This is a genomic window from Micromonospora sp. NPDC006766, from assembly GCF_040636055.1.
Lineage (GTDB): Bacteria > Actinomycetota > Actinomycetes > Mycobacteriales > Micromonosporaceae > Micromonospora.
Window position 1 is genome coordinate 33,914 of record NZ_JBEYIX010000005.1, and the last position, 23,315, is coordinate 57,228.

25 protein-coding genes and 3 pseudogenes are annotated in these 23,315 nt (G+C 71.3%); 14 read left to right on the forward strand and 14 right to left on the reverse strand.

The window, feature by feature from the left end:
• Positions 1-33: 33 nt before the first annotated feature.
• Together ABZ671_RS08425 and ABZ671_RS08430 are read right to left on the reverse strand one after the other, a co-directional pair.
• Positions 34-615 (reverse strand): annotated as a pseudogene (locus ABZ671_RS08425) (2'-5' RNA ligase family protein); the annotation flags it as partial.
• 8 nt (positions 616-623) lie between these two features.
• Entirely contained in the window at positions 624-1,424 is an 801-nt protein-coding gene (locus ABZ671_RS08430) for a GntR family transcriptional regulator (RefSeq protein WP_357853351.1), read from the reverse strand.
• 222 nt (positions 1,425-1,646) lie between these two features.
• Between ABZ671_RS08430 and ABZ671_RS08435 the strand changes: the two genes are divergently transcribed.
• Together ABZ671_RS08435 and ABZ671_RS08440 are read left to right on the forward strand one after the other, a co-directional pair.
• A complete protein-coding gene (locus ABZ671_RS08435; protein ID WP_357853354.1) occupies positions 1,647-1,934 on the forward strand; it encodes a hypothetical protein in 288 nt (95 codons plus the stop codon).
• A 256-nt stretch (positions 1,935-2,190) separates the two neighbouring features.
• Positions 2,191-2,498, forward strand: a pseudogene (locus tag ABZ671_RS08440) (hypothetical protein).
• On the opposite strand, the gene ABZ671_RS08445 reads toward ABZ671_RS08440, so the two are convergent.
• On the reverse strand, positions 2,499-3,383 hold the full coding sequence (locus ABZ671_RS08445; RefSeq protein WP_357853814.1) for a restriction endonuclease: 885 nt from the start codon (positions 3,381-3,383) through the stop codon (positions 2,499-2,501). It abuts the pseudogene before it with no gap.
• 247 nt (positions 3,384-3,630) lie between these two features.
• Here ABZ671_RS08445 and ABZ671_RS08450 point away from each other — a divergent pair, with 247 nt between their 5' ends.
• The 3 genes from ABZ671_RS08450 to ABZ671_RS08460 are packed head-to-tail and all read left to right on the forward strand — an operon-like array spanning position 3,631 to position 6,322.
• Entirely contained in the window at positions 3,631-4,701 is a 1,071-nt protein-coding gene (locus ABZ671_RS08450; protein WP_357853357.1) for an N-6 DNA methylase, read from the forward strand.
• 32 nt (positions 4,702-4,733) lie between these two features.
• Complete coding sequence (locus tag ABZ671_RS08455; protein WP_357853360.1) at positions 4,734-6,161, forward strand: AAA family ATPase; 1,428 nt, start codon at positions 4,734-4,736, stop codon at positions 6,159-6,161.
• A complete protein-coding gene (locus tag ABZ671_RS08460; protein ID WP_357853363.1) occupies positions 6,158-6,322 on the forward strand; it encodes a hypothetical protein in 165 nt (54 codons plus the stop codon). The genes ABZ671_RS08455 and ABZ671_RS08460 overlap by 4 nt, the downstream gene beginning before the upstream one ends.
• Positions 6,323-6,493: 171 nt before the next feature.
• Here ABZ671_RS08460 and ABZ671_RS08465 read toward each other — a convergent pair whose 3' ends face one another.
• Complete coding sequence (locus tag ABZ671_RS08465) at positions 6,494-7,417, reverse strand: ADP-ribosylglycohydrolase family protein (RefSeq protein ID WP_357853366.1); 924 nt, start codon at positions 7,415-7,417, stop codon at positions 6,494-6,496.
• Positions 7,418-7,490: 73 nt separating this feature from the next.
• On the opposite strand from ABZ671_RS08465, the gene ABZ671_RS08470 reads away from it, so the two are divergent.
• Together ABZ671_RS08470 and ABZ671_RS08475 are read left to right on the forward strand one after the other, a co-directional pair.
• Positions 7,491-8,180, forward strand: coding sequence for a response regulator transcription factor (locus tag ABZ671_RS08470; protein ID WP_357853368.1), 690 nt, complete (start codon positions 7,491-7,493; stop codon positions 8,178-8,180).
• A 29-nt stretch (positions 8,181-8,209) separates the two neighbouring features.
• Positions 8,210-9,598, forward strand: coding sequence for a HAMP domain-containing sensor histidine kinase (locus ABZ671_RS08475; protein ID WP_357853371.1), 1,389 nt, complete (start codon positions 8,210-8,212; stop codon positions 9,596-9,598).
• 261 nt (positions 9,599-9,859) lie between these two features.
• On the opposite strand, the gene ABZ671_RS08480 is transcribed toward ABZ671_RS08475, so the two are convergent.
• On the reverse strand, positions 9,860-10,885 hold the full coding sequence (locus tag ABZ671_RS08480; RefSeq protein ID WP_357853374.1) for an adenosine deaminase: 1,026 nt from the start codon (positions 10,883-10,885) through the stop codon (positions 9,860-9,862).
• A gap of 126 nt (positions 10,886-11,011) precedes the next feature.
• Entirely contained in the window at positions 11,012-11,821 is an 810-nt protein-coding gene (locus ABZ671_RS08485; protein ID WP_357853377.1) for an RNA-guided endonuclease TnpB family protein, read from the reverse strand.
• Between the two features lie 235 nt (positions 11,822-12,056).
• Between ABZ671_RS08485 and ABZ671_RS08490 the strand changes: the two genes are divergently transcribed.
• A complete protein-coding gene (locus ABZ671_RS08490; protein ID WP_357853380.1) occupies positions 12,057-13,040 on the forward strand; it encodes an aldo/keto reductase in 984 nt (327 codons plus the stop codon).
• Positions 13,041-13,131: 91 nt separating this feature from the next.
• On the forward strand, positions 13,132-13,329 hold the full coding sequence (locus tag ABZ671_RS08495) for a hypothetical protein (RefSeq protein ID WP_357853382.1): 198 nt from the start codon (positions 13,132-13,134) through the stop codon (positions 13,327-13,329).
• A gap of 88 nt (positions 13,330-13,417) precedes the next feature.
• Here ABZ671_RS08495 and ABZ671_RS08500 read toward each other — a convergent pair whose 3' ends face one another.
• The 5 genes and pseudogenes from ABZ671_RS08500 to ABZ671_RS08520 form a co-directional block, all read right to left on the reverse strand.
• On the reverse strand, positions 13,418-13,621 hold the full coding sequence (locus ABZ671_RS08500; RefSeq protein WP_091424054.1) for a cold-shock protein: 204 nt from the start codon (positions 13,619-13,621) through the stop codon (positions 13,418-13,420).
• A 282-nt stretch (positions 13,622-13,903) separates the two neighbouring features.
• Positions 13,904-14,176, reverse strand: a complete 273-nt coding sequence (locus tag ABZ671_RS08505) for a DUF4235 domain-containing protein (protein ID WP_357853385.1) — start codon at positions 14,174-14,176, stop codon at positions 13,904-13,906.
• Between the two features lie 197 nt (positions 14,177-14,373).
• Positions 14,374-14,598, reverse strand: a pseudogene (locus ABZ671_RS08510) (DUF3618 domain-containing protein); the annotation flags it as partial.
• The gene (locus ABZ671_RS08515; protein ID WP_357853388.1) at positions 14,595-15,029 is read right to left on the reverse strand and encodes a phage holin family protein; all 435 of its coding nucleotides are present in this window, start codon (positions 15,027-15,029) and stop codon (positions 14,595-14,597) included. The gene ABZ671_RS08515 and the pseudogene ABZ671_RS08510, both read right to left, overlap by 4 nt.
• A gap of 220 nt (positions 15,030-15,249) precedes the next feature.
• Complete coding sequence (locus ABZ671_RS08520; RefSeq protein ID WP_357853391.1) at positions 15,250-16,446, reverse strand: mechanosensitive ion channel domain-containing protein; 1,197 nt, start codon at positions 16,444-16,446, stop codon at positions 15,250-15,252.
• Between the two features lie 89 nt (positions 16,447-16,535).
• Between ABZ671_RS08520 and ABZ671_RS08525 the strand changes: the two genes are divergently transcribed.
• Entirely contained in the window at positions 16,536-16,823 is a 288-nt protein-coding gene (locus ABZ671_RS08525; RefSeq protein WP_357853394.1) for a GNAT family N-acetyltransferase, read from the forward strand.
• 33 nt (positions 16,824-16,856) lie between these two features.
• Here the strand turns inward: ABZ671_RS08525 and ABZ671_RS08530 are convergent, their stop codons facing one another.
• Positions 16,857-18,359: a glycoside hydrolase family 3 N-terminal domain-containing protein gene (locus tag ABZ671_RS08530; protein ID WP_357853397.1), complete on the reverse strand. Its 1,503-nt coding sequence runs from the start codon at positions 18,357-18,359 to the stop codon at positions 16,857-16,859.
• A 141-nt stretch (positions 18,360-18,500) separates the two neighbouring features.
• Here ABZ671_RS08530 and ABZ671_RS08535 point away from each other — a divergent pair, with 141 nt between their 5' ends.
• Together ABZ671_RS08535 and ABZ671_RS08540 are read left to right on the forward strand one after the other, a co-directional pair.
• Positions 18,501-18,623, forward strand: a complete 123-nt coding sequence (locus tag ABZ671_RS08535; RefSeq protein ID WP_357853400.1) for a hypothetical protein — start codon at positions 18,501-18,503, stop codon at positions 18,621-18,623.
• 91 nt (positions 18,624-18,714) lie between these two features.
• Positions 18,715-19,665 (forward strand): TIGR03557 family F420-dependent LLM class oxidoreductase, encoded by a 951-nt coding sequence (locus ABZ671_RS08540; protein ID WP_357853403.1) that lies wholly within the window; start codon positions 18,715-18,717, stop codon positions 19,663-19,665.
• A gap of 424 nt (positions 19,666-20,089) precedes the next feature.
• Here the strand turns inward: ABZ671_RS08540 and ABZ671_RS08545 are convergent, their stop codons facing one another.
• Complete coding sequence (locus tag ABZ671_RS08545; RefSeq protein WP_357853406.1) at positions 20,090-20,911, reverse strand: hypothetical protein; 822 nt, start codon at positions 20,909-20,911, stop codon at positions 20,090-20,092.
• 22 nt (positions 20,912-20,933) lie between these two features.
• Positions 20,934-21,686, reverse strand: coding sequence for a class I SAM-dependent methyltransferase (locus ABZ671_RS08550; RefSeq protein WP_357853409.1), 753 nt, complete (start codon positions 21,684-21,686; stop codon positions 20,934-20,936).
• A 22-nt stretch (positions 21,687-21,708) separates the two neighbouring features.
• Between ABZ671_RS08550 and ABZ671_RS08555 the strand changes: the two genes are divergently transcribed.
• Together ABZ671_RS08555 and ABZ671_RS08560 are read left to right on the forward strand one after the other, a co-directional pair.
• Positions 21,709-22,212: a hypothetical protein gene (locus ABZ671_RS08555; protein ID WP_357853411.1), complete on the forward strand. Its 504-nt coding sequence runs from the start codon at positions 21,709-21,711 to the stop codon at positions 22,210-22,212.
• Positions 22,213-22,260: 48 nt separating this feature from the next.
• On the forward strand, positions 22,261-23,292 hold the full coding sequence (locus ABZ671_RS08560) for a helix-turn-helix domain-containing protein (protein ID WP_357853414.1): 1,032 nt from the start codon (positions 22,261-22,263) through the stop codon (positions 23,290-23,292).
• Positions 23,293-23,315 lie beyond the last annotated feature (23 nt).

Genomic DNA, 23,315 nt, shown 5'->3' on the forward strand with positions numbered 1-23,315 from the left:
CGTCCACTCGTACATCCGATGATCGCGATGGAACCGCAACAGGTCGACACGGTCAAGCACGACCGGGACGGGCCCGGCTTCGACGCAGTTGAGCACTTCGGCGATGGGTTCAACGTCCTGCCTCGCGTTCGAGTAGGCGATGCTGACGTGTGGCCGGTACTCGGCGGCGTCTCGGGGTAGGTGCTCGACTCGATCTTCGCCCAGCACTTCAGCGATGACCCCATGTACGACGGCGCGCAGGGCCCTGATGGGCTCGGGCGGGTCAGCCGGCAGATAGACCGCCTCAGGTCGGACAAGCGGACGGTGGAAGGTCACCACCGGCGGGGTCAGCGTGACAAGGCGATCACGGAGCCGGCCGGTCAGCTCGACCACCTCGCTGTCCCTCACCTCGTCGACAAAGCCGATTCCCTGCATGGTGAGGTGAAGCCAGCCGGACGGGATCAGGTCGAGCGTCGAGAGGCCGCGGAGGCTGCCCTGGTACGCCTCGACCAACCGAACGAGTGAGGCATGGCGAACCATGCTGAAGTGGCAGGCGTAAAAGTGCCGGCCCGGCCGCCACCCAGGCCGCCACCACCAGTGGTCACGCATCTTGTCGACGTGGCCGGCCCTGCTCATGTCACCCGCTAGACATCCGAGAGTCCCCGGAGGTCCTCAGGACCCTCGGGTAGTTCATATTCATCGATTATCTCGATGCAGTCCGCAGGCCACACCGACTCGGATACCTCAAGCAGCGTGTGGTCAGCCGCACGCGCTACATGCACGAGGTGCAGTACTCCCCTACTCGGCGAGATCTGCAGCGCCTCCGCTTCGGCCGTGCTGGGCATTCTCCATTGCCAGTGATCCCGAGCGTGCGCGTACCGCTTGCCGCTCAGATCCTCCACGCAGAGGAACAACGCCTTCGGCACCACCTCCGGCGCTTCCAACAAGGAGCCCTCGGCAAAGGACAGCGGCAGGTAGCTCGCGCCCAACTCCTGAGGCTTGCCGGTCTCCCGATCAAAGAGAGTGCGGCGACGGACAAGCATCTCCGTGCCGGGCTCAAGTGCGGCCAGTAACACGATGCGTTCCGGCGGCGAGACCCGCCCGACTTCCGTGATCTCGTGGCGAAGGTGAGTAGTGAGCAGTTGATGATCGTTTCGGGCTCGGCCGTACCGGAACCGCGAACGGCGCTGTAGCCGCCGGCTCTGGGCGACGAAGGTTCCCACCCCGTGCCGCGCTTCCACCAAGCCCTCACCGCGGAGCACCCCGATGGCGTTTCTCAGCGTCTGCAGTGACAACCCGGGGAAGACAAGCCGGAACCGCTCCAGCAACGCGGCCTCAGCAGGCAACCGTTCACCCGGCCGATAGATCCCGTCCTTGATCTCACGGCGCAGCTCGTCCGCGATGCGCTGATACTTCGGAGCTTTCGCGCCGAGATCACTGATCACCACTACCTCCCGCCCAAGCCTAATCCTCTAGAGGACTTGACGCCCAGCCCGGGGCAACCATAACGTGACCACCCGTAGTCCTCTAGAGGACTAGAGGTGACCGGGTTGCCGGTCTTGGACTGGCCCGGGGGCGGGTGCCGGGCTCCGGCCGATCATGCGCGCACGGCCGACCCCGCCCGCCTCGGTGCCGCACCCGACGAGAGGTGAGACAGCGTGCAGTCAGTGACCGATGAACCGGTGGACGCGATGGAGAAGGTGCTCGGCGAGCTGCCGATGCCGTGGATCGTCACGGTCGAGGACATCCGGCTCGCCATCCGGGCGGTGCTCGCACACGCGCCCGAGCAGTGGCCCACCGGGCCGCTGTGCCGCAGCGACCGAACCCCGTACCCCTGCCTGCTGCACCGGTGGGGGCGGCGGGTGCTGCGCTCGCGCGGCCTACCCGACGACGTGATCGACCAATTGGCCACCCGCGGTGAGGCGCTGAGCCGCGTACCCGATGGGGGGTGGTGAGGATGTGGCCGCGACGGAACGCGGGGCCGATACCGCTCGCGCCCCCGCATCGGCGGACTTGGCGGCGCGGGCGGCGCTGGTGCTCGTGCGGCCTGCGATGGACCACCTGCCCGGACCGACACACGCCGATTCCCACCGAGCCGCCCACGCCGCCACCGAACAACCGCTGGTGGAACGAGGCGACCGTGGCGAACCCGCAGGTCGGGCGGGCCGGCTGGCTGACCCCGGCGCAGACCTGGCGCGCGAACGGCGGCCGCTGGTGAGCCGCCCGCACACGCCGATCCGGCCGCTCTGGCTCTGCCGCGCCTGCACCGCGCCCTGGCCGTGCCCGACTGCCCGACTCACCCTACGGCGCGAGTACGCCGACGACCGGGTGGCGCTGTCAACGGCGGACTGGAACTGGATCTGGCGCGTCGTCGACAGGCGCTCCTGGTCTACCTCGGCGGGATGCTGCACGACGCCGCCGGCGATCTGCGCATCCTGCACCCCAACGACAGACCCGAGCCGGGGCAACTCTTCGACCGCTTCCTCGGCTGGGCCCGCCGAACATCCAGCGGGCGATGATCAGCCGCCTTGGGCTTGGTTCTCTGACTTGCGTCGCCTGACGATCGCGATGGTCGCACTAATCCCGACGAGAAGTGCCACCGCACCGAACACCACGAGCCACGTGGGCGGGGTCCTGTCGACCCTGCCGTAGCAGCAGGCCACCGAGGCTGCACCCAAGAAGCCGGCGACCGCCAGACATCCGCTCGGGGAAGGATCAGGCTGGCTTTCGGTGATGCTTTGGCGAAACGCCCGGCCAGTGCCGGCAGGGGTCGATTCGACTGGCTCAGCCGCCAGCCGCGCATCCCGCTTGCCCCGGAGAGATCGCAGCATGTTGCCCACGTCAGACGCGCTCAACGTGCTGGTCGCATCGGATTCCAGGTGCTCGACCCTCGTCTGACCCCAGGGCGGATCAGGTTGACTCGACCTACGTGGGGTGCTCGGCGTCGCGTTGTCGCTGCGAGGAGTCCTTGGCCTCGGTGGCTTGGCGCGCTCGACGGCACCGTCGAACACAGATCGGGCGGTGGAGCTGACCGGTGTGACCAGGCCGGTCGCTGGCGAGTAGAGGAAGGCTGCCATGCCGACGGACTCGGCGTACTCGAGGGCCTTGGGACTGTATCCGCCGTTGGTGAAGAAGTAGAGCGTGCCAGGTCGGTTCGCCCGCGCTCCGAAGAGCTGCCGCAACGGTTGGGGGCCTACCGCCTTGCCGTACCACTTGACCTGCGCGAAGGCAGCCATGGCCATCACGTCGATGCCGCCGTCGGCTCCGCGCGGTGTGAGACGGGCATCCGCATGCCCGAACCACTTCATCCACGCCACGGCGTTGGCCTCGGCAGCCTCCCAGTCGGCGACCTCCCGGGAAGGCGGCGCGCCCTTCGGTCGGGCCTGCATTCTCACCTCATCCACCAATCCTGGTGGCGCACGGTAGCAGGGACTCAGCCGCTCTGACCGCCCCCGCAGATCGGGCATTCGAGCCAAGTCTGTGCCCTAGCGCCCCATTCCAGACCGTCCCGGCGCAGGGCTAGCCTACGAAGGTCGACTCAACAGCGCCGAGGGGTGGGGATCGAAGCTACGTGATCACCGGTGAGCTGAACAACAAGATCGACCGCGTCTGGGACGCCTTCTAGTCGGGGGCATCTCGAACCCGTTGGAGGTGATCGAGCAGATCACCTACCTGCTCTTCATCAAGCGGTTGGACGACCTGCACACCCTCGAAGAGCGCAAGGCCAGCCGCACCGGCAAGCCAATGCAGCGTCGGATCTTCCCCGAGGGCTGCGACGACCAGTGGCGCAAGGTTGACGACCTGCGCTGGTCCCGCTTCAAGGACGCCGCCCCGACCGAGATGTTCGAGATCGTCGGGCAGCGAGTCTTCCCGTTCCTGCGGACGCTCGGTGGTGACGGGTCGACGTACTCGGACCACATGAAGGACGCCCGTTTCACGATCCCCAACTCGGGCCTGCTGTCCCGGGTGGTCGACATGCTCGACGGCATCGACATGGACCAGCGGGACACCAAGGGCGACCTCTACGAGTACATGCTCGGCAAGATCGCCACCGCGGGGCACAACGGCCAGTTCCGCACCTCGCGGCACATCATCCAGCTCATGGTCGAGATGATGCAGCCGACGCCCAATGACGAAATCTGCGACCCGACCTACGGCACCGCCGGCTTCCTCGTCGCGGCTGGCGAGTACATCAGCGAGTGGCACCCGGACGCGCTCTTCGACGCGGCGCAGCGCCAGCACTTCCACGAGAGCATGTTCCATGGGTTCGACTTCGACGGGACCATGCTGCGGATCGGCAGCATGAACATGTTGCTGCACGGGGTGGAGAACCCGGACATCCGCTACCGCGACTCGCTCGCCGAGAACGTCAGCGGCGAGTCGGAGCAGCATTCGCTGATCCTGGCCAACCCGCCGTTCGCCGGCAGTCTCGACTACGAGAGCACGTCCAAGGACCTCCAGCGGATCGTCAAGACCAAGAAGACCGAGCTGCTGTTCCTCGCCCTGTTCCTGCGGCTGCTCACGCCCGGCGGCCGGGCGGAATTCATCCACATGACCGGGAACGGGGTAATCATGAACGCGGGTCTGCTCTACGGGTCCCCGTTCACCGACATCGCGCCGCAGGGGCCGGACGGTCTCTTCGCCGAGGCGGACGTCGACCGCATGATGGCGATCCTGCGGTCCGTCCGCGCCACCGCCGCGCCGGTCGCCGAGGTGGCGTAGGTGGGGAATGCCTCGGCGACTAGGCTCGGGCCATGCTGACGCGGCTGGAGGTGCAGGGCTTCAAGAACCTGCTCGACGTCGCCGTAGAATTCGGCCCTTTCACCTGCATCGCTGGCGCGAACGGCGTCGGCAAGTCCAACATCTTCGACGCCATCGAGTTCCTTTCGTACCTCGCCAGCGACAGTCTGGTGGAGGCTTCACAACGCGTCCGCGGCGCATCCGGGATGCGGGGCGGCGACCCTCGTGATCTCTTCTGGGACGGCTATCGGAAGCACGAGCATCGGATCAAGCTCGCCGCCGAGATGATCGTGCCCGCCGAGGTGGAGGACGATCTCGGGGCACCCGCCGAGGCGGCCACCACCTTCCTTCGCTACGAGGTGGTTCTCGGCTTCGAGGCACCGACGCGGGAGGGCAGCATCGGCCGGCTGAGCCTGCTCGGCGAGGAACTGCGGCACATCCGGCGCGGCGAAGCTGGGCAGCATCTGCGGTTCCCGCACAGCGCCGCCCGCTTCCGCAACGACGTGGTGCGCGGCGAGCGGCGTGGCGGTCCCTTCCTCTCCACCGAAGATCGGGACACGGGCACGGTCATCAACGTCCACGGCGACGGCGGAAGTCGAGGAAAACCTCAGCCACGAGCAGCCGCCCGGGCCGGTCGTACCGTGCTCAGCACGGTCACCACCAACGACTACCCGACGATTCTGGCGGCCCGGCGAGAGATGCAGAGTTGGCGGAGGCTGGCTCTCGAACCCTCTGCCCTGCGCACCCCGGACGGTTTCGCCGATCCCCGCTCCCTGGCTGCCGATGGCCGCCACCTGGCCGTCACGCTCTACCGCATTGCGAATGAACCCGCCGAGGATCAGCAAGAGGCTGACCCAGAAGCCATCTACGCCCGCGTCGCCGGCCGCCTGTCCGATCTCATCGGACTGGGCGTGAAGAGCCTCACGGTGGAGCTGGACCAGGTCCGGGAGGTGTTCACACTCTTCCTTCAGGAGAAGAGCAATCTCCGCCTCCCCGCACGAGCCCTGTCGGAAGGCACACTCCGGTTCCTGGCGCTGTGCGTCCTGCTGGAGGACCCCCGATTCACCGGGTTGATCTGCATGGAGGAGCCGGAAAACGGCATCCACCCCGCCAACCTGCCCGCGATGGTGCAGCTCGTTCAAGACCTTGCCGTCGACCCCCGCGATGCGCCTGGCGACACGAACCCCTTCCGGCAGGTCATCGTGAACACGCATTCCCCGGGAGTGGTGGCTCTCTGTGATCCCGCCGACCTGCTGCTGGCCGACGTACGACCCCGTCGGGCACCAGATGGGAGCATCACCAGGGCCCTGACGCTGCTGCCCTACCGCGACTCCTGGCGGACCGCCGCCGGGCAGCCGAGCTTCTCCGAGGCTGACGTCGTGGCCTACCTTGCCGCCCCGCCCGGCGCTCAGCTACGACTGCCGTTGGACATGGTGGGATGAGTCAACGCTCCTATTCCGGCCTGTTCGTCGCGCGCAAGCGGTTCGACCAGCACCGGCGTCAACTTCTGGAGTCACTCGACCCGTCCGGCCCTGTCTGTCGGTTGAGCAGCTGGAACCTCCTGATGAACGAGGTCGAACAGGTCGTCAAGGGCTGGCCGTAGCCAACCGCATGCCGATGGCGGGATATCGACATCTGCACCGCCGGCGCTGCCCGGCGATTCACTCACGTCATCAAGTTCGTAGTGGCCGAACAGGTCAGGCCACGGAGGCTGGTCAGAAGGACCACGCCCGCCGGCGGCCCGGCGGGCGGAGCTTGCGGAGGGCGGGGACGGTCAGGCGGGGAGCCAGGCGGGCAACGGCTCGCGGGCGGCGAGCCAGTCGTCGGGCACCCCGCGCGGTGTGCCGACGCCGGTGTACGCGGCGACCAGCCCGCCGACGATGGCCGCCGTGGTGTCCACGTCCCCGCCCGCCTCGACGCAGACCCGGATCGCGGCCGGGTAGTCGTCCAGGTGGGTGGCGGCGACCCAGAGCGTGAACGGAACGGTGTCCTGCGCGGTCACCCGGGAGCCGTTGCCGAGCGTGTCGGCGGCCCTGCCCGCGGAGTGGCCGAGCAGCGTGGCGGCCCGGCGTACGCCCCGGTGCACGTCGCCGGCCGGGTCCAGGGCGGCGGCCACCGCGCCCAGCAGCCGGGCCGGTTCGGGCCGGTCCCCGTCCAGCCGGGCCCGGGCGGCGAGCGAGGCGGCCACCGCCACCGCGACCGCCCCGGCGATCCCCTCCGGGTGGGCGTGGGTCACCTCGGCGGAGGCGCGAGCCTGGTCGGCGGCGTGCCGGGTCGAGTCGGCGTACCAGGCGCCGAGCGGGGCGACCCGCATGGCGGCGCCGTTGCCGCAGGAGCCCTGCCCGTCGAACGCGGACGCGGCGGCCACCGGCCACGGCGTACCGGTGCGGATCAACCGCAGGATGGTCACCGCGCCCGGGCCGTAGCCGCGGTACGGCTCGCAGCGCTCGGCGAAGGCTAGTGCCAGCGAATCCGGTTCGACCCGTCCCGCCTCGCCCAGCGCGGCCACCACGGAACAGGCCATCTCGGTGTCGTCGGTCCACGACCAGGGCGGGGCCGGCAGCCGGCCGGCGGCGAGGTCGCCCGGGTGCCGGCCGGGGACGAAGAACTGGCTGCCGAGGGCGTCACCGACCGACAGCCCGGCGAGACTGTCGCGGGCGAGCGCCAAGCGGGTGTCGGGGAAGAGCGTGAACGTCATCGTCGTATCAGCTTGCCCGGTTGTCCCACCTGCCGCAACGCGATCAACTTGCCGCACCGAGTACCGTCTTGTCGTGGCCACCGTCCTCCTCGTCGAAGACGATCACGTCGTGCGCGGCGCGATGCTGCGGTCCCTCACCGACCGGGGCCACGCCGTGCACGCCGTTGGCACGGCGCTGGACGCGTTGCGCCGGGTCGCCGCCGAAACCCCCGACCTGGTCGTGCTCGACCTCGGCCTGCCCGACCTGGACGGCTCGGACGCGCTGCGGATGTTGCGCGGGATCACCGACGTGCCGATCATCATCGCCACCGCGCGCGACGACGAGCAGTCGGTGGTGCGGCTGCTGCGGGCGGGGGCCGACGACTACATGGTCAAGCCGTTCACCGGCGCCCACCTGGACGCCCGGATCACCACCGTGCTGCGCCGGGCGGGCCGGGCCAGCCGCACTGTCGCGCCTGCCGTGCACACCGTCGGCGGGCTCCGGGTTGACGTGGGCGAACGCAGCGCGGTGCTGGACGGGCAGGCCCTGGCGTTGACCCGCAAGGAATTCGACCTGCTGGCGTATCTCGCCGCGCGTCCCGGCCGAGTAGTGTCCCGGCGGGAACTCTTGGAGGAGGTATGGCGGCAGCCCTCGGTCGGCGAGGACCAGACCATCGACGTTCACCTGTATTGGCTGCGCCGCAAAATGGGCGAGTCCGCGGCGAAACCGCGCTTCCTGCGCACCGTGCGGGGGGTCGGCTTCCGGCTGGTGGCGCCGGACTGAGAACCGCGCTGGCCTGGCTCACGGCCGGCATGTGCAGTCTCGTCGCGCTCGCCTTCCTCGTTCCCCTCGGGTTCAGCCTCGACGACCAGTCGCGACAGGAGAAGCTGGCCGACGCGGCCCGGCGCAGCGCCCTGGTCACCGGCGCGCTCGCCGCCAGCACCGCCCCGGAGGTCGTCGAGCGTGCGATCGCGGCCAGCGCCGACGACCCGGCGCTGCGGCCGGTCGTACACGGCATCGGCGGTGCCGGGTCCGGTGGCCGCGCCGACGCGGCAGCGCTGGCCCGGGCCCGCGCCGACCGGCGCTCGCTGGTCACCGACGTGCCCGGCGGGGTGCTCCGGCTGGACCCGGTGGTGCTCGGCGACCAGGTCGCCGTGGTGGAGGTCTTCGTCCCTGACCGAGTGCTGCACGAGGGTTCCGGCCGGCGCTGGCTGCTGCTGTTCTCGGTGGCGGCGGCGCTGATGGGGGCCGCGGTGATCGTGGTCGACCGGATCGCTGCGCGGGCGGTGGACGCCACCGGCGAGCTGGTCAAGGCGGCCCTCGCTGTCGGCGACGGCGAGCTCGGCGTACGGGTCGAGCCGGCCGGCCCGCGGGAGCTGGCCGAGGCCGGGCACGCGTTCAACCGGATGGCGGAGCGGCTGGTCGCGCTCCGCGCCGACGAGCGGGAACTCGTCGCGGACCTGTCGCACCGGCTGCGCACCCCGCTGACCGCGCTGCGGCTGGACGCCGAGGCGTTGGAGTCGGACGACACCAGCATCGGGACGTTCAGCGAGGCGGAGCTGGATCGCCGGCGCGGCATCCGGCGGATCCGTCAGGCCATCGTCACCCTGGAGGGCGAGGTCGACCAACTGATCAAGACCACCCGCAAGGCGGTCAGCCAGGAGACCGGACCGGCAACGTGCGACGTGAGCGAGGTGGTCCGGGAGCGGATGGTCTTCTGGTCGGCCCTCGCGGGCGACCAGCACCGGCCGCACCGGGTGGTCGGAGCCCAGCTGCGCATCCCGGCGCCGGTGGCCCGGGCCGAGCTGGCCGCCGCGCTCGACGCGGTGATCGGCAACGTCTTCCGCTACACCCCGCAGGGCACGGCGTTCGAGGTGGCCGTCAGCCGGCGGGACGGCTGGGTGGCGATCCGCGTCGACGACGCCGGCCCGGGCATCGCCGACCCGGATCGGGCGCTGCGCCGGGGCGCCAGTGACCAGGGCTCCACCGGGCTCGGGCTGGACATCGCCCGGCGGGTCGCGTTGCAGGCCAACGGGTCGGTCAGCATCGACCGGGCCCGGCTCGGCGGGGCCAGCGTGGTGATGCTGCTGGCCGACCCCGAGGCGACGCCCCGGCAGGTCAGCCGGTTCGGGCTGGTCGGCCGGATGGCCCGGGACGTCCGCGAGCAGAAGACCCGCCGCCGCCTGCCCCGCCCACGCTGATCGTCGCCCCGGCGTGCCTGTGGCCCGGCACAAGTCTTCCTTAGATCTGGGTTAACCGCGGCCGGGCCGGCCCGGCCGGGTGTCAGGATCAGACCGAAACCAGTAGTTCCGCCGGCCGAAACGCCCCTGGCACCACCCTCGGTCGACGGAGCCGTGCGCGCGGCGGGAGCACTCGGTCCCCCCACACCTCGCTCCCGTCGCGCGCCACTCCTCCTGAACCGCACCCGGCCGCCTCCGGCGACCGGTACGGTCCCGGCCCGGTCAGCGGCGGGTACTCGCCAGGTACGTGTCGATCTCGCCGCTGACCCGGGCCTGCTCCACCGGCTCCAGGAACGACGCGGTGACCGCGGCGCGGGCCAGCGCGGCGAGCCCGTCCGGGCCGACGCCCAGCAGCCGGGCGGCGACGGCATACTCGTCGTTCAGGGTGGTGCCGAACATCGGCGGATCGTCCGAGTTGATGGTGACCAGCAGCCCAGCCTCGACCAACTGCGGCAGCGGATGCTCGTCGAGGGTCGCCACCGCCCGGGTCCGGACGTTGGAGGTGGGGCAGATCTCCAGCGCGATCTGCCGCTCGGCCAGGTGGGTGAGCAGCTCCGGGTCGAGCGCGGCGGAAATGCCGTGGCCGATCCGCTCCGCGCCCAGCTCGCGCAGCGCGTCCCAGATCGTCTCCGGGCCGGTGGTCTCGCCGGCGTGCGGCACCGAGCGCAGGCCGGCCGCCCGGGCCCGGTCGAAGTAGGGCTTGAACTGCGGCCGCGGCACCCCGATCTCGGGGCCGCCGAGGCCGAAGCTGATCAGCCCGGCCGGTTGCTGCTCCAGCGCGATCCGCAGGGTCTCCTCGGCGGCCGGCAGCCCGGCCTCGCCGGGAATGTCGAAGCACCAGCGCAGGGCGATGCCGAAATCGGCCTCGGCCCGCTTACGGGCGTCCTCGATCGCCTCGCAGAACGCCGGCGCCGGGATCCCCCGGTGCACGTGCGAGTACGGCGTGACGGTCAGCTCGGCGTACCGGACCTGCTGGCGGGCCAACTCCCGGGCCACCTCATGGGTGAGGATCCAGACGTCCTCCGGGTCGCGGATCAGGTCCACGACGCTGAGGTAAACCTCGATGAAGTGGGCGAAGTCGCTGAACTGGAAGTAGTCGGCGAGCCGTTCCGGGTCGGCCGGGACGGGGCTGCTCCCCTCGTGCCGGGCCGCCAGCTCGGCGACGATCCGGGGCGAGGCGGAGCCGACGTGGTGCACGTGCAGCTCCACCTTGGGCAGTCCGGCGATGAACGCGGGCAGGTCGGTCACAAGTTCTCCTCTGCGCGGGCGCCGGTGCGGGCCACCGCGAAGTTCCGGCGGAACTGAAAGTACACGTCAACTACCCGCCCATGAATGGGGCGGGCTTGCGGATCGCTGTCCTCGCTGGCTGCGAGGCTAGGCCGCGTGCGGGCGATTGACTGCGCCCCAGTCCTGAACACCGCGGGTGGCGATGTTGCGGGCCGCATTGTGGTCGGCGTGGGCAACGACCCCGCACGACCGACAGTGGAAGGTTTCCTGGTTGGGCCGGTTCCGCTTGTCCCGATACCCGCAAGCCGCGCAGGTCTGGGAGGTGTACCGAGGGTCGACCTTGACCAGCGGTACACCTGCCCGACGCGCCTTGTAGACCAGGCATGCGCCGAGGTGCTGGAACGCCCACGAGTGCAGCGTGACCCGTTGGGGCTTCCTCAGTCGGACCCGGTCGCGGATCCCCGTCAGTTTCTCGAACGCGATCCCGCGGCCGGTGCGTGCAGCCTCGGTCACGATGCTCTTGGCGATGATGTGGTTGACGTTCGCGGCGTGCCGCGCTTCCTTGCGACGGCGGCGCGCTAGGAGCCGTTTCGCGGACTTGGTGCCCTTGGCCTGCTGCGCGGCGTCCCAACGGAACGCGATCGGGTTCGTTTCGACCTCGCGGCGACGCTTCGAGCCGGGCCTGCCGTAGCTGCCGGCCTTCAGGTTGCCTGCGAGCGTCTTGTAGGCGTCGGCGACCTTCTTGATGACGTGCTGGGCCGCCTGCGCACCGAGCCGGTAGTCGTCCTTGATGCCGTGGTAGGCGTGCCGCCGCAGGTCGTAGTTGCGGTAGCAGTCGATCTCCCGTGCCGTCACCGCGACGTCGGATGCTGCTGTGTTGCAGGCGCGTAGGGTCGCTTCCAGCGCCGCCGCCTGTTGCGGCGTCGGCAGGAGTTTCACCTGCACGGCCAGCTTCACCCCATCATCATATCATTTGGGTCTATGTCACCATGATGGACGGCAGACAGAGGGACGTTCGCCGGGGGACGCTCGGCTGCCTACCAGCAGATCATGGCCGAGGTGTGCCGGGACTTCGGCGCCGAACTGCGGCTAGCTGGCGGGGTCCCACATACAATCTCCAAACCGTACGTACGTCTTGTTAAAGACTGCGGCCCGGCACACGCACCGGCAAGCGGCTCACTACGCTGCCCGCATGGAACAGCGCAGCTTCGACCGGATCGGCCGGCACGTCGGCGTCGTCGGACTCGGCACCTGGCAGCTCGGCGCCGACTGGGGGCAGGTCAGCGAGAGCGCGGCGACGGAGGTGCTCGCCGCCGCCGTCGAGGCCGGCGTCACCTTTCTGGACACCGCCGACGTGTACGGCGACGGCCGCAGCGAGCGGCTGATCGGCCGGTTCCTGCGCGAGCACCCCGGGCACGGCCTGACCGTGGCCACCAAGATGGGCCGGCGGGTGCCGCAGACGCCGGAGGCGTACAACCTGGACAACTTCCGCGCCTGGACCGACCGCTCCCGGGCCAACCTCGGCGTGGACACCCTCGACCTGGTGCAGCTGCACTGCCCACCGACCGCCGTCTTCGCCGACGACCGGGTCTTCGACGCGCTCGACACCCTGGTCGCGCAGCGGCGCATAGCCGGGTACGGGGTCAGCGTCGAGACCTGCGACCAGGCGCTGACCGCCATCGCCCGCCCCGGCGTGGCCAGCGTGCAGATCATCCTCAACGCGGTCCGGCTCAAGCCGCTCGAACGGGTGCTGCCCGCGGCGTCGGCGGCCGGGGTGGGCATCATCGCCCGGGTGCCGCTGGCGAGTGGCCTGCTCTCCGGCCGGTACGACGAGCGCACCACGTTCCCGGCGGACGACCACCGCAACTTCAACCGTCACGGGGAGGCCTTCGACGTCGGCGAGACGTTCTCCGGGGTCGATTACGACCTCGGCCTGGCCGCCGTACGCCGGCTCGCGCCGCTGGTCGGCGACGGCCGGACGACAACGCAGTTCGCGCTCCGCTGGATCCTCGACCAACCCGGCGTCACCGTGGTCATCCCCGGCGCCCGCGACGCCGAGCAGGCCCGACGCAACGCCGCGACGGCCGAGCTGCCGTCGCTGACCGGGAGGGAGCTGGACGCCGTCCGCCGGACGTACGACGAGCTGATCCGGCCGCGGGTGCACGACCGGTGGTGACCCGGGCCGGCGGGTGAAGTCGCCGCGCCATCGCCGGGGGCCGACCGTCGGGGGCATCCTGGAGTCGGTGACCGTCGGCGGAGGGGAAACGATGAGAGGCTGGTTCCGGCTCGCCCTGGGGCTGCTGGCCGTCGTGCTGGGCGCGCTCTGGACAGTGCAGGGGCTGGGCCACGCGGGTGGCAGCGCGATGACCGGGCAGCGGATCTGGGCGTTCGTCGGCCCGGTCGTCGTCCTGATCGGACTCGTCACGCTCTACTACGGCATCCGGGCCCGGCGCCAGCGGGCCTGAGGCCGGGAACGGCCCCGGAAACGCGGAAAGCCCCGCCTCCCAATGGGACGCGGGGCTACGCGGCAGCCGGCGTGGGCCGGCACCATGCTCAGATGGGGCGGACCTGCTCGGCCTGCGGACCCTTCTGGCCCTGGGCGATCTCGAACTCCACCCGCTGGTTCTCCTCCAGCGTGCGGTAGCCGCTGGACTGGATGGCCGAGAAGTGGACGAACACGTCAGCACCCCCGCCGTCGACGGTGATGAAGCCGAAGCCCTTGTCAGCGTTGAACCACTTCACGGTTCCCTGCGCCATGTGTATCTCCTTCTGAAACTGGCGGCCGAGCACGCCGTGCGGCCGATTGGCCGTTTTCGAGCAGCGGTGCCTGAGGCGGCCCCCGGTGAAGGAGACTTCTCTCAACCCACGCGTCTCTCAACAGCGTGAGACAGCAAACCACGTACGCAAAAACTCTGCACAGCCTACCCGACGAAATTCTCCGACATGTGACCTGACGGATGCGGCAAGTCCCCTGGCCGGGCTGCGCGGGCCATGCGAAAGGCCCTTCCCACATGGGGAAAGGGCCGCTTCGCGGACGGTTCAGTCAGGCCACTGCCCGGTGAGTTTTCGTACGCTCATCGCCCCGCCCCGGTCCACTGCGGCCCGGACGACCGCGAAGATCGCCCCCTGCAACGCCGCGGCGGCCAGGATCTCGCCCCAGCGCCGGTCCTCGTCGGTGGCGCTGGGCGCCTCCCCGTCGCCGGCCGTCATCCGCCAGACCTGCCGGAAGATGGCCCCGGCGACCATACCGGCGGCCAGGCCGAGCACCACGCCGACCGGCTTGTACGCGGCCTTGCCGATCTTGTTGCTCACCTGCGCCTCCCACGAACGATCAGCAACACCACCACGGTCGCCACCGCGCCGACCGCGATGACCGCCCAGGGCTCGACCCCCCGGCCGTTCCCGGTCGCCCGGGCCCGGACCAGTCGCGCCTGGCCGGCCGCCTGCTCCCCGACGTGCCGAGCCTTGCCCGTCGCCTGCTCACCAGCCTGCCGGGCCTTGCCCGTCGCCTGCTCACCAACCTGCCGGGCCTTGCCCGCCTGGCCGCGCATCCGGGCCACGGCCTGGCCGGCCTGCTCGCGCATCCGCCCCTTCATCTGCTCGGCGGACTCCCGCAGCCGGGCCTTGACGTCGACCCTGGCGGCCAACTGCTCCACCGTCTCACCCAGCTCGACCCGGGTCCGGCGGATCTCCTCGCGGAGCGCCTCCACGTCCCCGGTCCCGTTGCCGGTCATCCCCGCCTCCCGTCCTTCACCGCGGCGGCGATGGTGTCGACACTCGCCCGTACGCTGCGGACTGTCGCCTCCGGCACTGGTGGGACGGCACGGCTGACCTGCTGCTTGCCGATCAGCGCGAGGATCCCGGCGAGCAGGAAGAGCGCCACCGACACGACCAGCGCGGCCGCCCACGCCGGCAGCACCAGCGCCAGCGCCAGGATCACCGTGGCGACCATCGCGCCGGCGCCGAAGAATGCCATCATTCCGCCGCCGCCGAACAGACCGATCCCGATCCCCGCGTGCTTGCCCTTGCGGGTCAGTTCCGCCCGGGCCAGCGCCAGCTCGTCCCGCAACAGGCGGGAGACCTGCTCGGTGGCTCGCTGCACCAGTTCCGCGGTGGACGGCTCAGTCCCGGTCCGGGACGTGCTGCGACTCGCGACGTCAGCCATGCTGTCCTCCTCTCCTCATCCCCGCGCTGTATGCCCGGAGTCGCCGCCCGGCAATCCTGCGGAAGGCGACCGGCTAGCCCCGGCCGCGCACCGACGGACGCCCGGCCGCCAGCGACGGACCGGAACCGGGGCGTGCTCCAGCAGGTCCCCGGAAACAGGCGGAACAAACGCAGCCGGCGCGAATGTCCCGCCGCCCGGCGACGACGAGGGGTGACCCGGGTCAGCGACGGGCGTCGGCGTAGTCGTCCGGGCCGACGAAAACCTCGCTGCGGGCCTCGCCGTCGTCGCTGCCGCCGAAGACCCGCGCGTCGTCGGGCACCTCGGTGTCGGGCCGCCGGCGCGTCGCCCGGCGCGGCTGCACCACCTGCCACGGCAACGGGCCGGAGGCGTCGCCCACCTCGGTGCGCATCCGGGGCAGCGCGGTCGGCCGCTGGTCGCGTACCCAGGCCACCAACTGCTCCCGGACCAGGCAGCGCAGGTCCCAGAGGCGGCCCGCGTCGGCGGCGCTGACCAGGGCCCGGGCCTTGACCATGCCGCCGGTCGCGTCGGTCACCTGCAACACGCAGGCCCGGCCGTCCCACAGTTCGGTGCTCTCGCAGATCCGGCGCAGTTCCTCCCGCATCGCCTGCACCGGGACCGCCCAGTCCAGATCGAACTCGGCGGTGCCGAGGACCGCCGCCTCCGTGCGGGTCCAGTTCTGGAACGGGGTGCTGGTGAAGTAGGAGGTGGGCAGGACCAGCCGGCGGTCGTCCCAGATCTGCACCACCACGTAGCTGAGGGTCAGCTCCTCGATCCGCCCCCACTCTCCCTCGACCACGACCACGTCATCGAGGCGTACCGCGTCACTGAAGGCCAGTTGAAGGCCGGCGAAGACGTTGCCCAGCAGGCTCTGCGCGGCGAGGGCGGCGACCACACCGACCAACCCGGCGCTGGTCAGCACACCGGCGCCGACGCCGCGTACGGCTGGGAACGTCATCAGCAGCACGCCGACGGCGAGCACCACGATCACCGCGATGGTGAGCCGGCGCAGCAGCAGCACCTGGGTACGCACCCGGCGGGCGTGCCGGTTGTTCGGCACATCCACCCGGAACCGGGCCAGCGCGGTGTCCTCCACCACGATCAGCAGCGCGGCGAGCAGCCAGGCGGACGCGGCGATCAACGCCAGCACCAGTCCGTGCAGAACGGCCTGCCGCAAGGGGCTGCCGACGGCGTACCGGGTGCTGTAGCGGACGGCGAGCTGCACGGCGAGCACGGTCGCGGCCACCCGGATCGGACGGTGCGCGTGCTCGGTGAGTTCGGTCAGCAGCAACGAACGCCGGCCGAGTCGCCGGGACGCCTGGTGCAGCGCCTCGACCAGCAGCAGGGCGGCCGCCGCCGCGACCAGGGCGGCGACGACCGTTCCGAGATAGTTCCGCACGAATTGCTCCCCCTCAGGACAGACGAGGACAATCTCCAGCCGGTAAGATTTCCAAACATCGGCCGCCGTGCCGGGGAGAGAATGGCTCGGTGAGCTTTCTGGTCGAGGACGATCCCGCCAAGCGCCGCTTCGAGATCCTGGTCGACGACGCGCTGGCCGGGTTCACCGAGTACCTGCCCCGCGACGGCGTGCTGGTCTTCACGCACACCGAGGTGGACGAGCGCTATCGGGGCATGGGCGTCGGCGAGGCGCTGGTCCGGGGCACCCTGGACCAGCTCCGCGAGCGCGGCGACCGGCTGGTGCCCCGATGCCCGTTCGTGGCCGCGTTCATCCAGCGACACCCCGAGTACGCCGACCTGGTGGTCGTCGAGTCGTGACCGTCGCCGAGCGGCCCGACCGGGCCGACCGGCTCAACGCGCGCCGGTGAGCAGCTCCACGGCGGCGTACGCGGCCGCCCGGGTGGCGCCGTGGGTGGCCAGGTGGACCGCGCCGGTGACCAGCTCGGGGACGCCCAGCTCGACCACCACGCCGTCCGGGCGGGCCGCGAGGGCCCGGGCCACCGCGTCCCGCATCCAGTCGTGCCGGTGCAGATCCCGCACCACCAGCACGAGGGGGCGGTCGGCCGCCCCGGCGGCCGGATCGGCGACGGCGTCGCTCTCGGCGTAGCGGACGGTGGTGGTACCGGGGACGAGTTCGGTCAGCGGGGCGGCGATCCCCCACGGGGTCTCCGCGCCCATCGCGATGTTGCGGGGCGGGGCGAACTCCACCACGTGGGCCGGGCCGGCCAGCGGCAGCAACCCGGCCCGGCCGCTGACCACCCGCACCGCTCGGCGAGCGGCGGCCAGCCCGATCGCCGAGCCGTCGACCGCGGCGGCAGCCGCCGGCCGGCCCGCCCGGGCGGCGACGGTCCAGGCGGCGAGCTGACCGACCCGCTTCGCCGCCTCGGCCAGCCGCTCCTCGGGCAGCTGGCCGGCGATCACCGCCGCGACGATGGCGTCGCGCAGCTCGACCGCGTCCGCCTCGGTGGCCCGCTCCCCGCCCACACAGATGGCGTCCGCCCCGGCGGCGAGGGCGCGAACCGCCGCCCCGGCGAAGCCGTACCGGTCGGCGACCGCCCGCATCTCCACCGCGTCGGTCACCACCGCGCCCTGGAAGCCCAACTCGTCGCGGAGCAGGCCGCCGAGGATGCGCGGGCTGAGGGTGGCCGGCAGCTCCGGGTCCAGCGCCGGCACCAGCAGGTGGCCGGTCATCACCGCCTGCACCCCGGCGGCCACCGCAGCCCGGAACGGCGCCAGCTCGACCGCGTCCAGCCGGGCCCGGTCGCCGTCGATGCGGGGCAGGTCGTGGTGGGAGTCGACGTGGGTGTCACCGTGGCCGGGGAAGTGCTTGGCGCAGGCGGCCACCCCGCCGACCTGGAGCCCGCGTACCCAGGCGGCGGTGTGCCGGGCCACCAGAGCCGGGTCGGCGCCGAACGAGCGGACCCCGATGACGGGGTTGGCCGGGTTGGAGTTGACGTCGGCGTCCGGGGCGTAGTCGAGGGTGATCCCCAGGCCGGCCAGCTCGACGCCGAGGTCGCGGGCGACCTCGGCGGTGAGGTCTTCGTCGTCGACGGCACCGAGGGCGAAGTTGCCGGGCCGCGAGCTGCCCCGGGCGCACTCGACCCGGGTGACGTCGCCGGCCTCCTCGTCAACGGCGACGATCACGTCGGGCCGCTCGGCCCGCAGCGCCGCGGTGAGCGCGGCGACCTGGTCGTGGTCGACGATGTTGCGGGCGAAGAGGACCACCGAGCCGAGCCCTTCGCCGAGCCACCGGCGCACCCAGTGCGGCGGGGTGGTGCCGACGAATCCGGGTTGCAGGACGGCGGCGGCGAGGGCCGCCAGGTCTCCGGTCGCTCCCACGATCCGCTCGCTCATACGCTGTCGTACCCCCGTCTTTTCCCCACGGCCTGCCGCCCCAGGCGGTGCTGCCAATGTTCACACCGCGCCCGGAAATAGTCAACAATCCTTACTGTTAGCCGCCTGGCGTACCCGGACCGGCCGTGCGAGAGTGCGAGCATGTCCCCCACGCTGCTCGCCGACGCCACCTCCGTCGCGGACGTCCCCGGCGTACGCCTGCTCGGCCTGGTGGTCGGCGGCCTGTTCCTGCTGATCGCGATCCGCGCGATGTTCCGCCGCTGACCGCGCGCCACGCGGCGTTCGGGCCAGCGTTTTCCCGGGTACGTGGTGGTCCGGGCGGGCGGCCCGACCACGGACGCGGCAAGGGGGACGGATGAAGGTTGGTTTTGCGCTGGCCAGCGAGGAGTACGGCCCGGCGGAGCTGCTCGCGCAGGCACGCGCCGCCGAACAGGCCGGCTTCGCGGCGCTCTGGATCTCCGACCACTACCACCCCTGGAACGACGCCCAGGGCCAGAGCGCGTTCGTGTGGTCCACGATCGGCGCGCTGAGCCAGGTCTGCTCGCTACCGGTGACCACGGCGGTCACCTGCCCCACCACGCGGATCCACCCGGCGGTGATCGCCCAGGCCGCGGCCAGCAGCGCGGTGCTGCACTCCGGCCAGTTCGTGCTCGGCGTCGGCAGCGGCGAGGCGCTGAACGAACACATCCTCGGCGACCCCTGGCCGCAGCTCGACCTCCGGCTGGAAATGCTGGCGGAGGCGGTGGAGGTGATGCGCGAGCTGTGGAAAGGTCACTTCGTCAACCACTACGGGGAGCACTACATCGTCCAGCACGCCCGGGTCTACACCCGTCCGGACACGCCCCCGCCGATCTACGTCTCCGGCTTCGGCCCGAAGTCCATCGACCTGGCCGCCCGGATCGGCGACGGCTACATCAGCACCAGACCCGACCCCGACGCGGTCCGCCGGTTCCGGGACAACGGCGGCGGCGACAAGCCGTGCCAGGCCGGCTTCAAGGCGGCGTACGCCGACAGCGAGGACGAGGGCATGCGGCTGGCGTACGACAAGTGGCCGAACTCCGGGCTGCCCGGCGAACTGTCCCAGGTGCTGGCGTCGCCGCGGCACTTCGAACAGGCCGCGCAGTTGGTGCGGCCGGAGATGATGAGGGAGGCGTTCGTCTGCGGCAACAGCCCGGACGCCCACCTGGAGATGATCGACCGGTACGCGAGGGCCGGCTTCGACGAGCTCTACGTGGCCAACACCGGCCCCCACTGGCAGGGCCTGTTCGACCTCTACCAGCGCGAGGTGTTCCCCAGACTGCGCTGACCGGGGCTGCCCTCGCCTCAGCCCACGACACTCTCCTGCCCGACCCGTCGCCCCACCGGCCCCGACTCACATACCGCGAGCCACCACTGTCTGTCACAGTCCCCACCGCCCCCCGAACAGTGCGAGGGTGACTTTGCTTTGCAGCCATCTACGCAACAGTCACCTAACGTCTTTCGTTGCGTAGATGGCTGCAAAGCAAAGGCGGGCGAAGGAGGCTTCCGCGCCAACCCCGACTGACAGATTTTCCGCAGGTCACGCGACTGAACGTGACAGCAGCCAGCCACACGCGACACCCGAACTCCATTACGGAGGGTGATACAACGTCAATGAGTACGACGACCACCCACAGTTACTGCCTAACCGGCGACAACAGCGACCAGCCGGCGCGCCTGGTGCCGCGCGGCCCCAGGCGCGCCGGCAGGCCTCAGCCCACGCCCAACGCCCGGCACAGCCGAACGTTGCCGGCCTCGGTGCCGATGCCCGCCCGCTCTTGCGGATGGTCGACGTACCAGCGCAGCACGTCGGTCAGGAACCACGGATGGATCGAGAAATAGCTCAACGCCAGCCAGGGCCTGGTGGCCAGACCCCAGACCAGGCCACGACGCGCGACCAACTCGGGGCGGACCACCATGAGCACCAGCGAATTTCCGGAGGGCTCCCGCACCGGCGTGCCCGGCGCCAGGGCCTCCCACGCGATGTGCCGCCGGCCCAGCAGGTCGCGCTGCTCGATCCCGGACGGGGTGAGGTCCATCCGTGGGCGGCCGGCGAAGACCGCCACCACGAACGCGACCACCAGCAACAGCCACAGCGCCGCCATGAGCCACGTCCCGGCGGCCAGCAGGTAGCCGAACGGTTCCGGGGCGTCAGGGTCGCGAAGCAGGTCGACGGCGACGACGCCAAACTGCGTAATCGCGGCGGTGAAGACCATGACCTGCGCCGCGACGAGCCAGCCGAAGGCCGGGGCGGCGGGCACCCGGAGCCGGCCCGGCCCCACGACGACCAGCCGGACCGGCCGCCGCCACACCCTCAGCAAGCTCAGCCCGACCCCCACGAGGAGCAGCAGGGCCAGCAGGACCGGCGTCATCCCCAGCGCGATGAACCACCCGGACGAGCGCGGCGCACCGGCCAGCACGATCGCCGCCCGTACCAGCGACAAGAGCAGCGCCGCCACGACCGCGAGGCGGGCTATCCGGGTGCTGGGTGACGGGTGTACGGGGGCGTTGGCCGGAATCGTCGGCGAGGGCATGCCGGCATGGTGACCCACCGGGTCAACCGACCGGGACGCGGACGCTCGACGGCTCAGCCGTCCTCGACTGCGACGCCGTGCAGCAGGGTGGCGACCAGGGCGTCCACCAGTTCGGGCGAGGGCTCCGGGGGCGGCCCGGTCGGGTCGAGCAGCCGCCCGAGGACCAGGTCGTGGCAGACGCCGACGACCAGCGTGGCGACCGCCTCCGGCCGACGGCGGTGCCGTCGGCGTGGATCGGCGGCAGGTGCGTGGCGAGCGGGGTGAGGACCGCGCCGAGGTCACCCCGACGCACGTCGTGGAGGCAGCCGAAGGCGAGCCGGCCGCCGGGGCGCAGCGCCCGGCCGACGTTGGCGAACGCGGCGACCGGGTCGGCGAAGAACATCACCCCGAACCGGCTGAGCGCGACGCCGAACCCGTCAGGAGGGAACGGATGGACCTGGGTGTCGCCCCGGACGAACTCCACGTTCGCCACGCCCTCGTCGACCGCCGACGCCCGGGCCCGGTCCAGCATCGGCGCGGACAGGTCGACGCCGACGGCGTGACCGGCGCCGGACCGCCGGGCGGCCAGCCGGGTGAGCTGACCGTTGCCGCAGCCGAGGTCGAGCACCCGGTCACCCGGCCCGACCACGGCGAGCAGCAGCTCGTTGAAGCCGCTGTTGATCGCGTCGTACCGGGCCTGGTGCTCGGCAGCGGTCCGGTTTCGGCAATGAACGGCCGGGGTACCTGCGGCCGAACGTGCACTACCCTGACGCGATGCCCGTCCACACCCGACCATCACGGGCGAGAGGAGCCAGATCGTGATCGAGCAGCCGGCGTACACCGGGTTCGGTTTCTCCGACGAGGAGTGGGGGCTGCTGGCCGGGCTGCCGCAGGCCGTTCTCGCTGCGGCGAGCGCGGCCGAGTCCGACGGCACCCGGCGCACCATGGCCGAGAACGCCGCCGGGCTGGCGGCCATCGCCGCCGGACGCGAGTCGGCCAGCCCACTGGTGGCCGCCGTGGCCGGTGAGGTCGTCTCCCGGGTGGGCGACCCGGAGGCCGGGGCGGAACTGCCGCTCATCGCGCCGGCCGACCCGCCGGCGTTGCTCGACGACGTGCTCGCCCGCGCCGGGCAGGCGTGCGCCCTGCTGGCCACCAAGGTGGACGAGGGGCAGGCCGGGGCGTACCGGCACTGGCTGGTGGAGATTGCCGAGCAGGTGGTGGGCGCGGCCGCCAGCGGCGGCATCCTGGGCCTCGGCGGAGACCTGGTCAGCGACTCGGAGCGGCGCTTCCGGGACCGGCTCGCGCAGGTGCTGAACGACTGATCGCGGTCGGAGGGCGACGAACCACGGAGGCCGCGGCATGGGCAAGGGATGAAACGACACATTTTCGACACGGAGCAGGTGCCCGCCGCCGACCGCTTCGGGCTGTGGCTGGACATGCTCGCCCAAACGCCCGCGCTCATGCGGATCCGCACCGAACACGCCGACGACTTCGTCGCGCGGGCGGAGTTCCTCGACCTGGGGCCGATACAGCTGATCCGCCACCGCTACCCCTCGTTGAACGGGGTCCGGAGCCGGAAGCTGATCGAGCGCTCCGACGCGGACTGCTACCTGCTCGCGCTGACCCTTTCCGGGACCGGCATCGCGGACCAGGACGGGCAGCGCGGTGTCTGCCGCCCCGGCGACTTCACCTTCTACGACTGCGCCCGCCCACAGGAGCTCAGCCACCACGGCGACGACGACGGGCGGGAGCCCGCCAGTTCGATCGTCGCCTTCGTCCCGTACGACGCGCTGCCGCTGCCGCACCGCCGGCTCGCCCCGCTGTTCGCCGCGCAGATGTCCGGCACCGAGGGGATCGGCGCGCTGCTGGCCAACTACCTCATCCAGCTCACCGGCCATCCCGAGCAGTACCACGCCGCGGACGCCGAGCGGCTGGCCGGGGTTGGGCTGGACCTGCTCTCCACCATGCTCGGACGGCACCTGTTCTCCGAGGACGCGGTGCCCACGGAGGTACGCCGGCGGGCACTGCTGAACCAGATCCGTTCCCACGTCCGCCAACACCTGGGCGACGTGGCGCTCAGTCCTCGGCTCATCGCCGACGCGCACCACATCTCGGTCCGGTCGCTGCACCGGATCTTCGAGGCGGAGGAGTCCACGGTCGCGGCGTACATCCGGGACGAGCGACTGGGGCGTTGCCGGCGCGATCTGGCCGATCCGGCGCTGGGGGACCGGCCCATCCAGCTGATCGCCGGCCGCTGGGGCTTCCGGGACAAGGCGCACTTCAGCCGGGCCTTCCGGGCCGCCTACGGCGAGACGCCGCAGGCGTACCGGGCGCGGCACCTCGAAACGGCACGCATCGTCAACGCTCCGGCATCCATGGTCAACTCCGAGCGGACATACTGACTGCGGGCCACGGCCGGGAGACC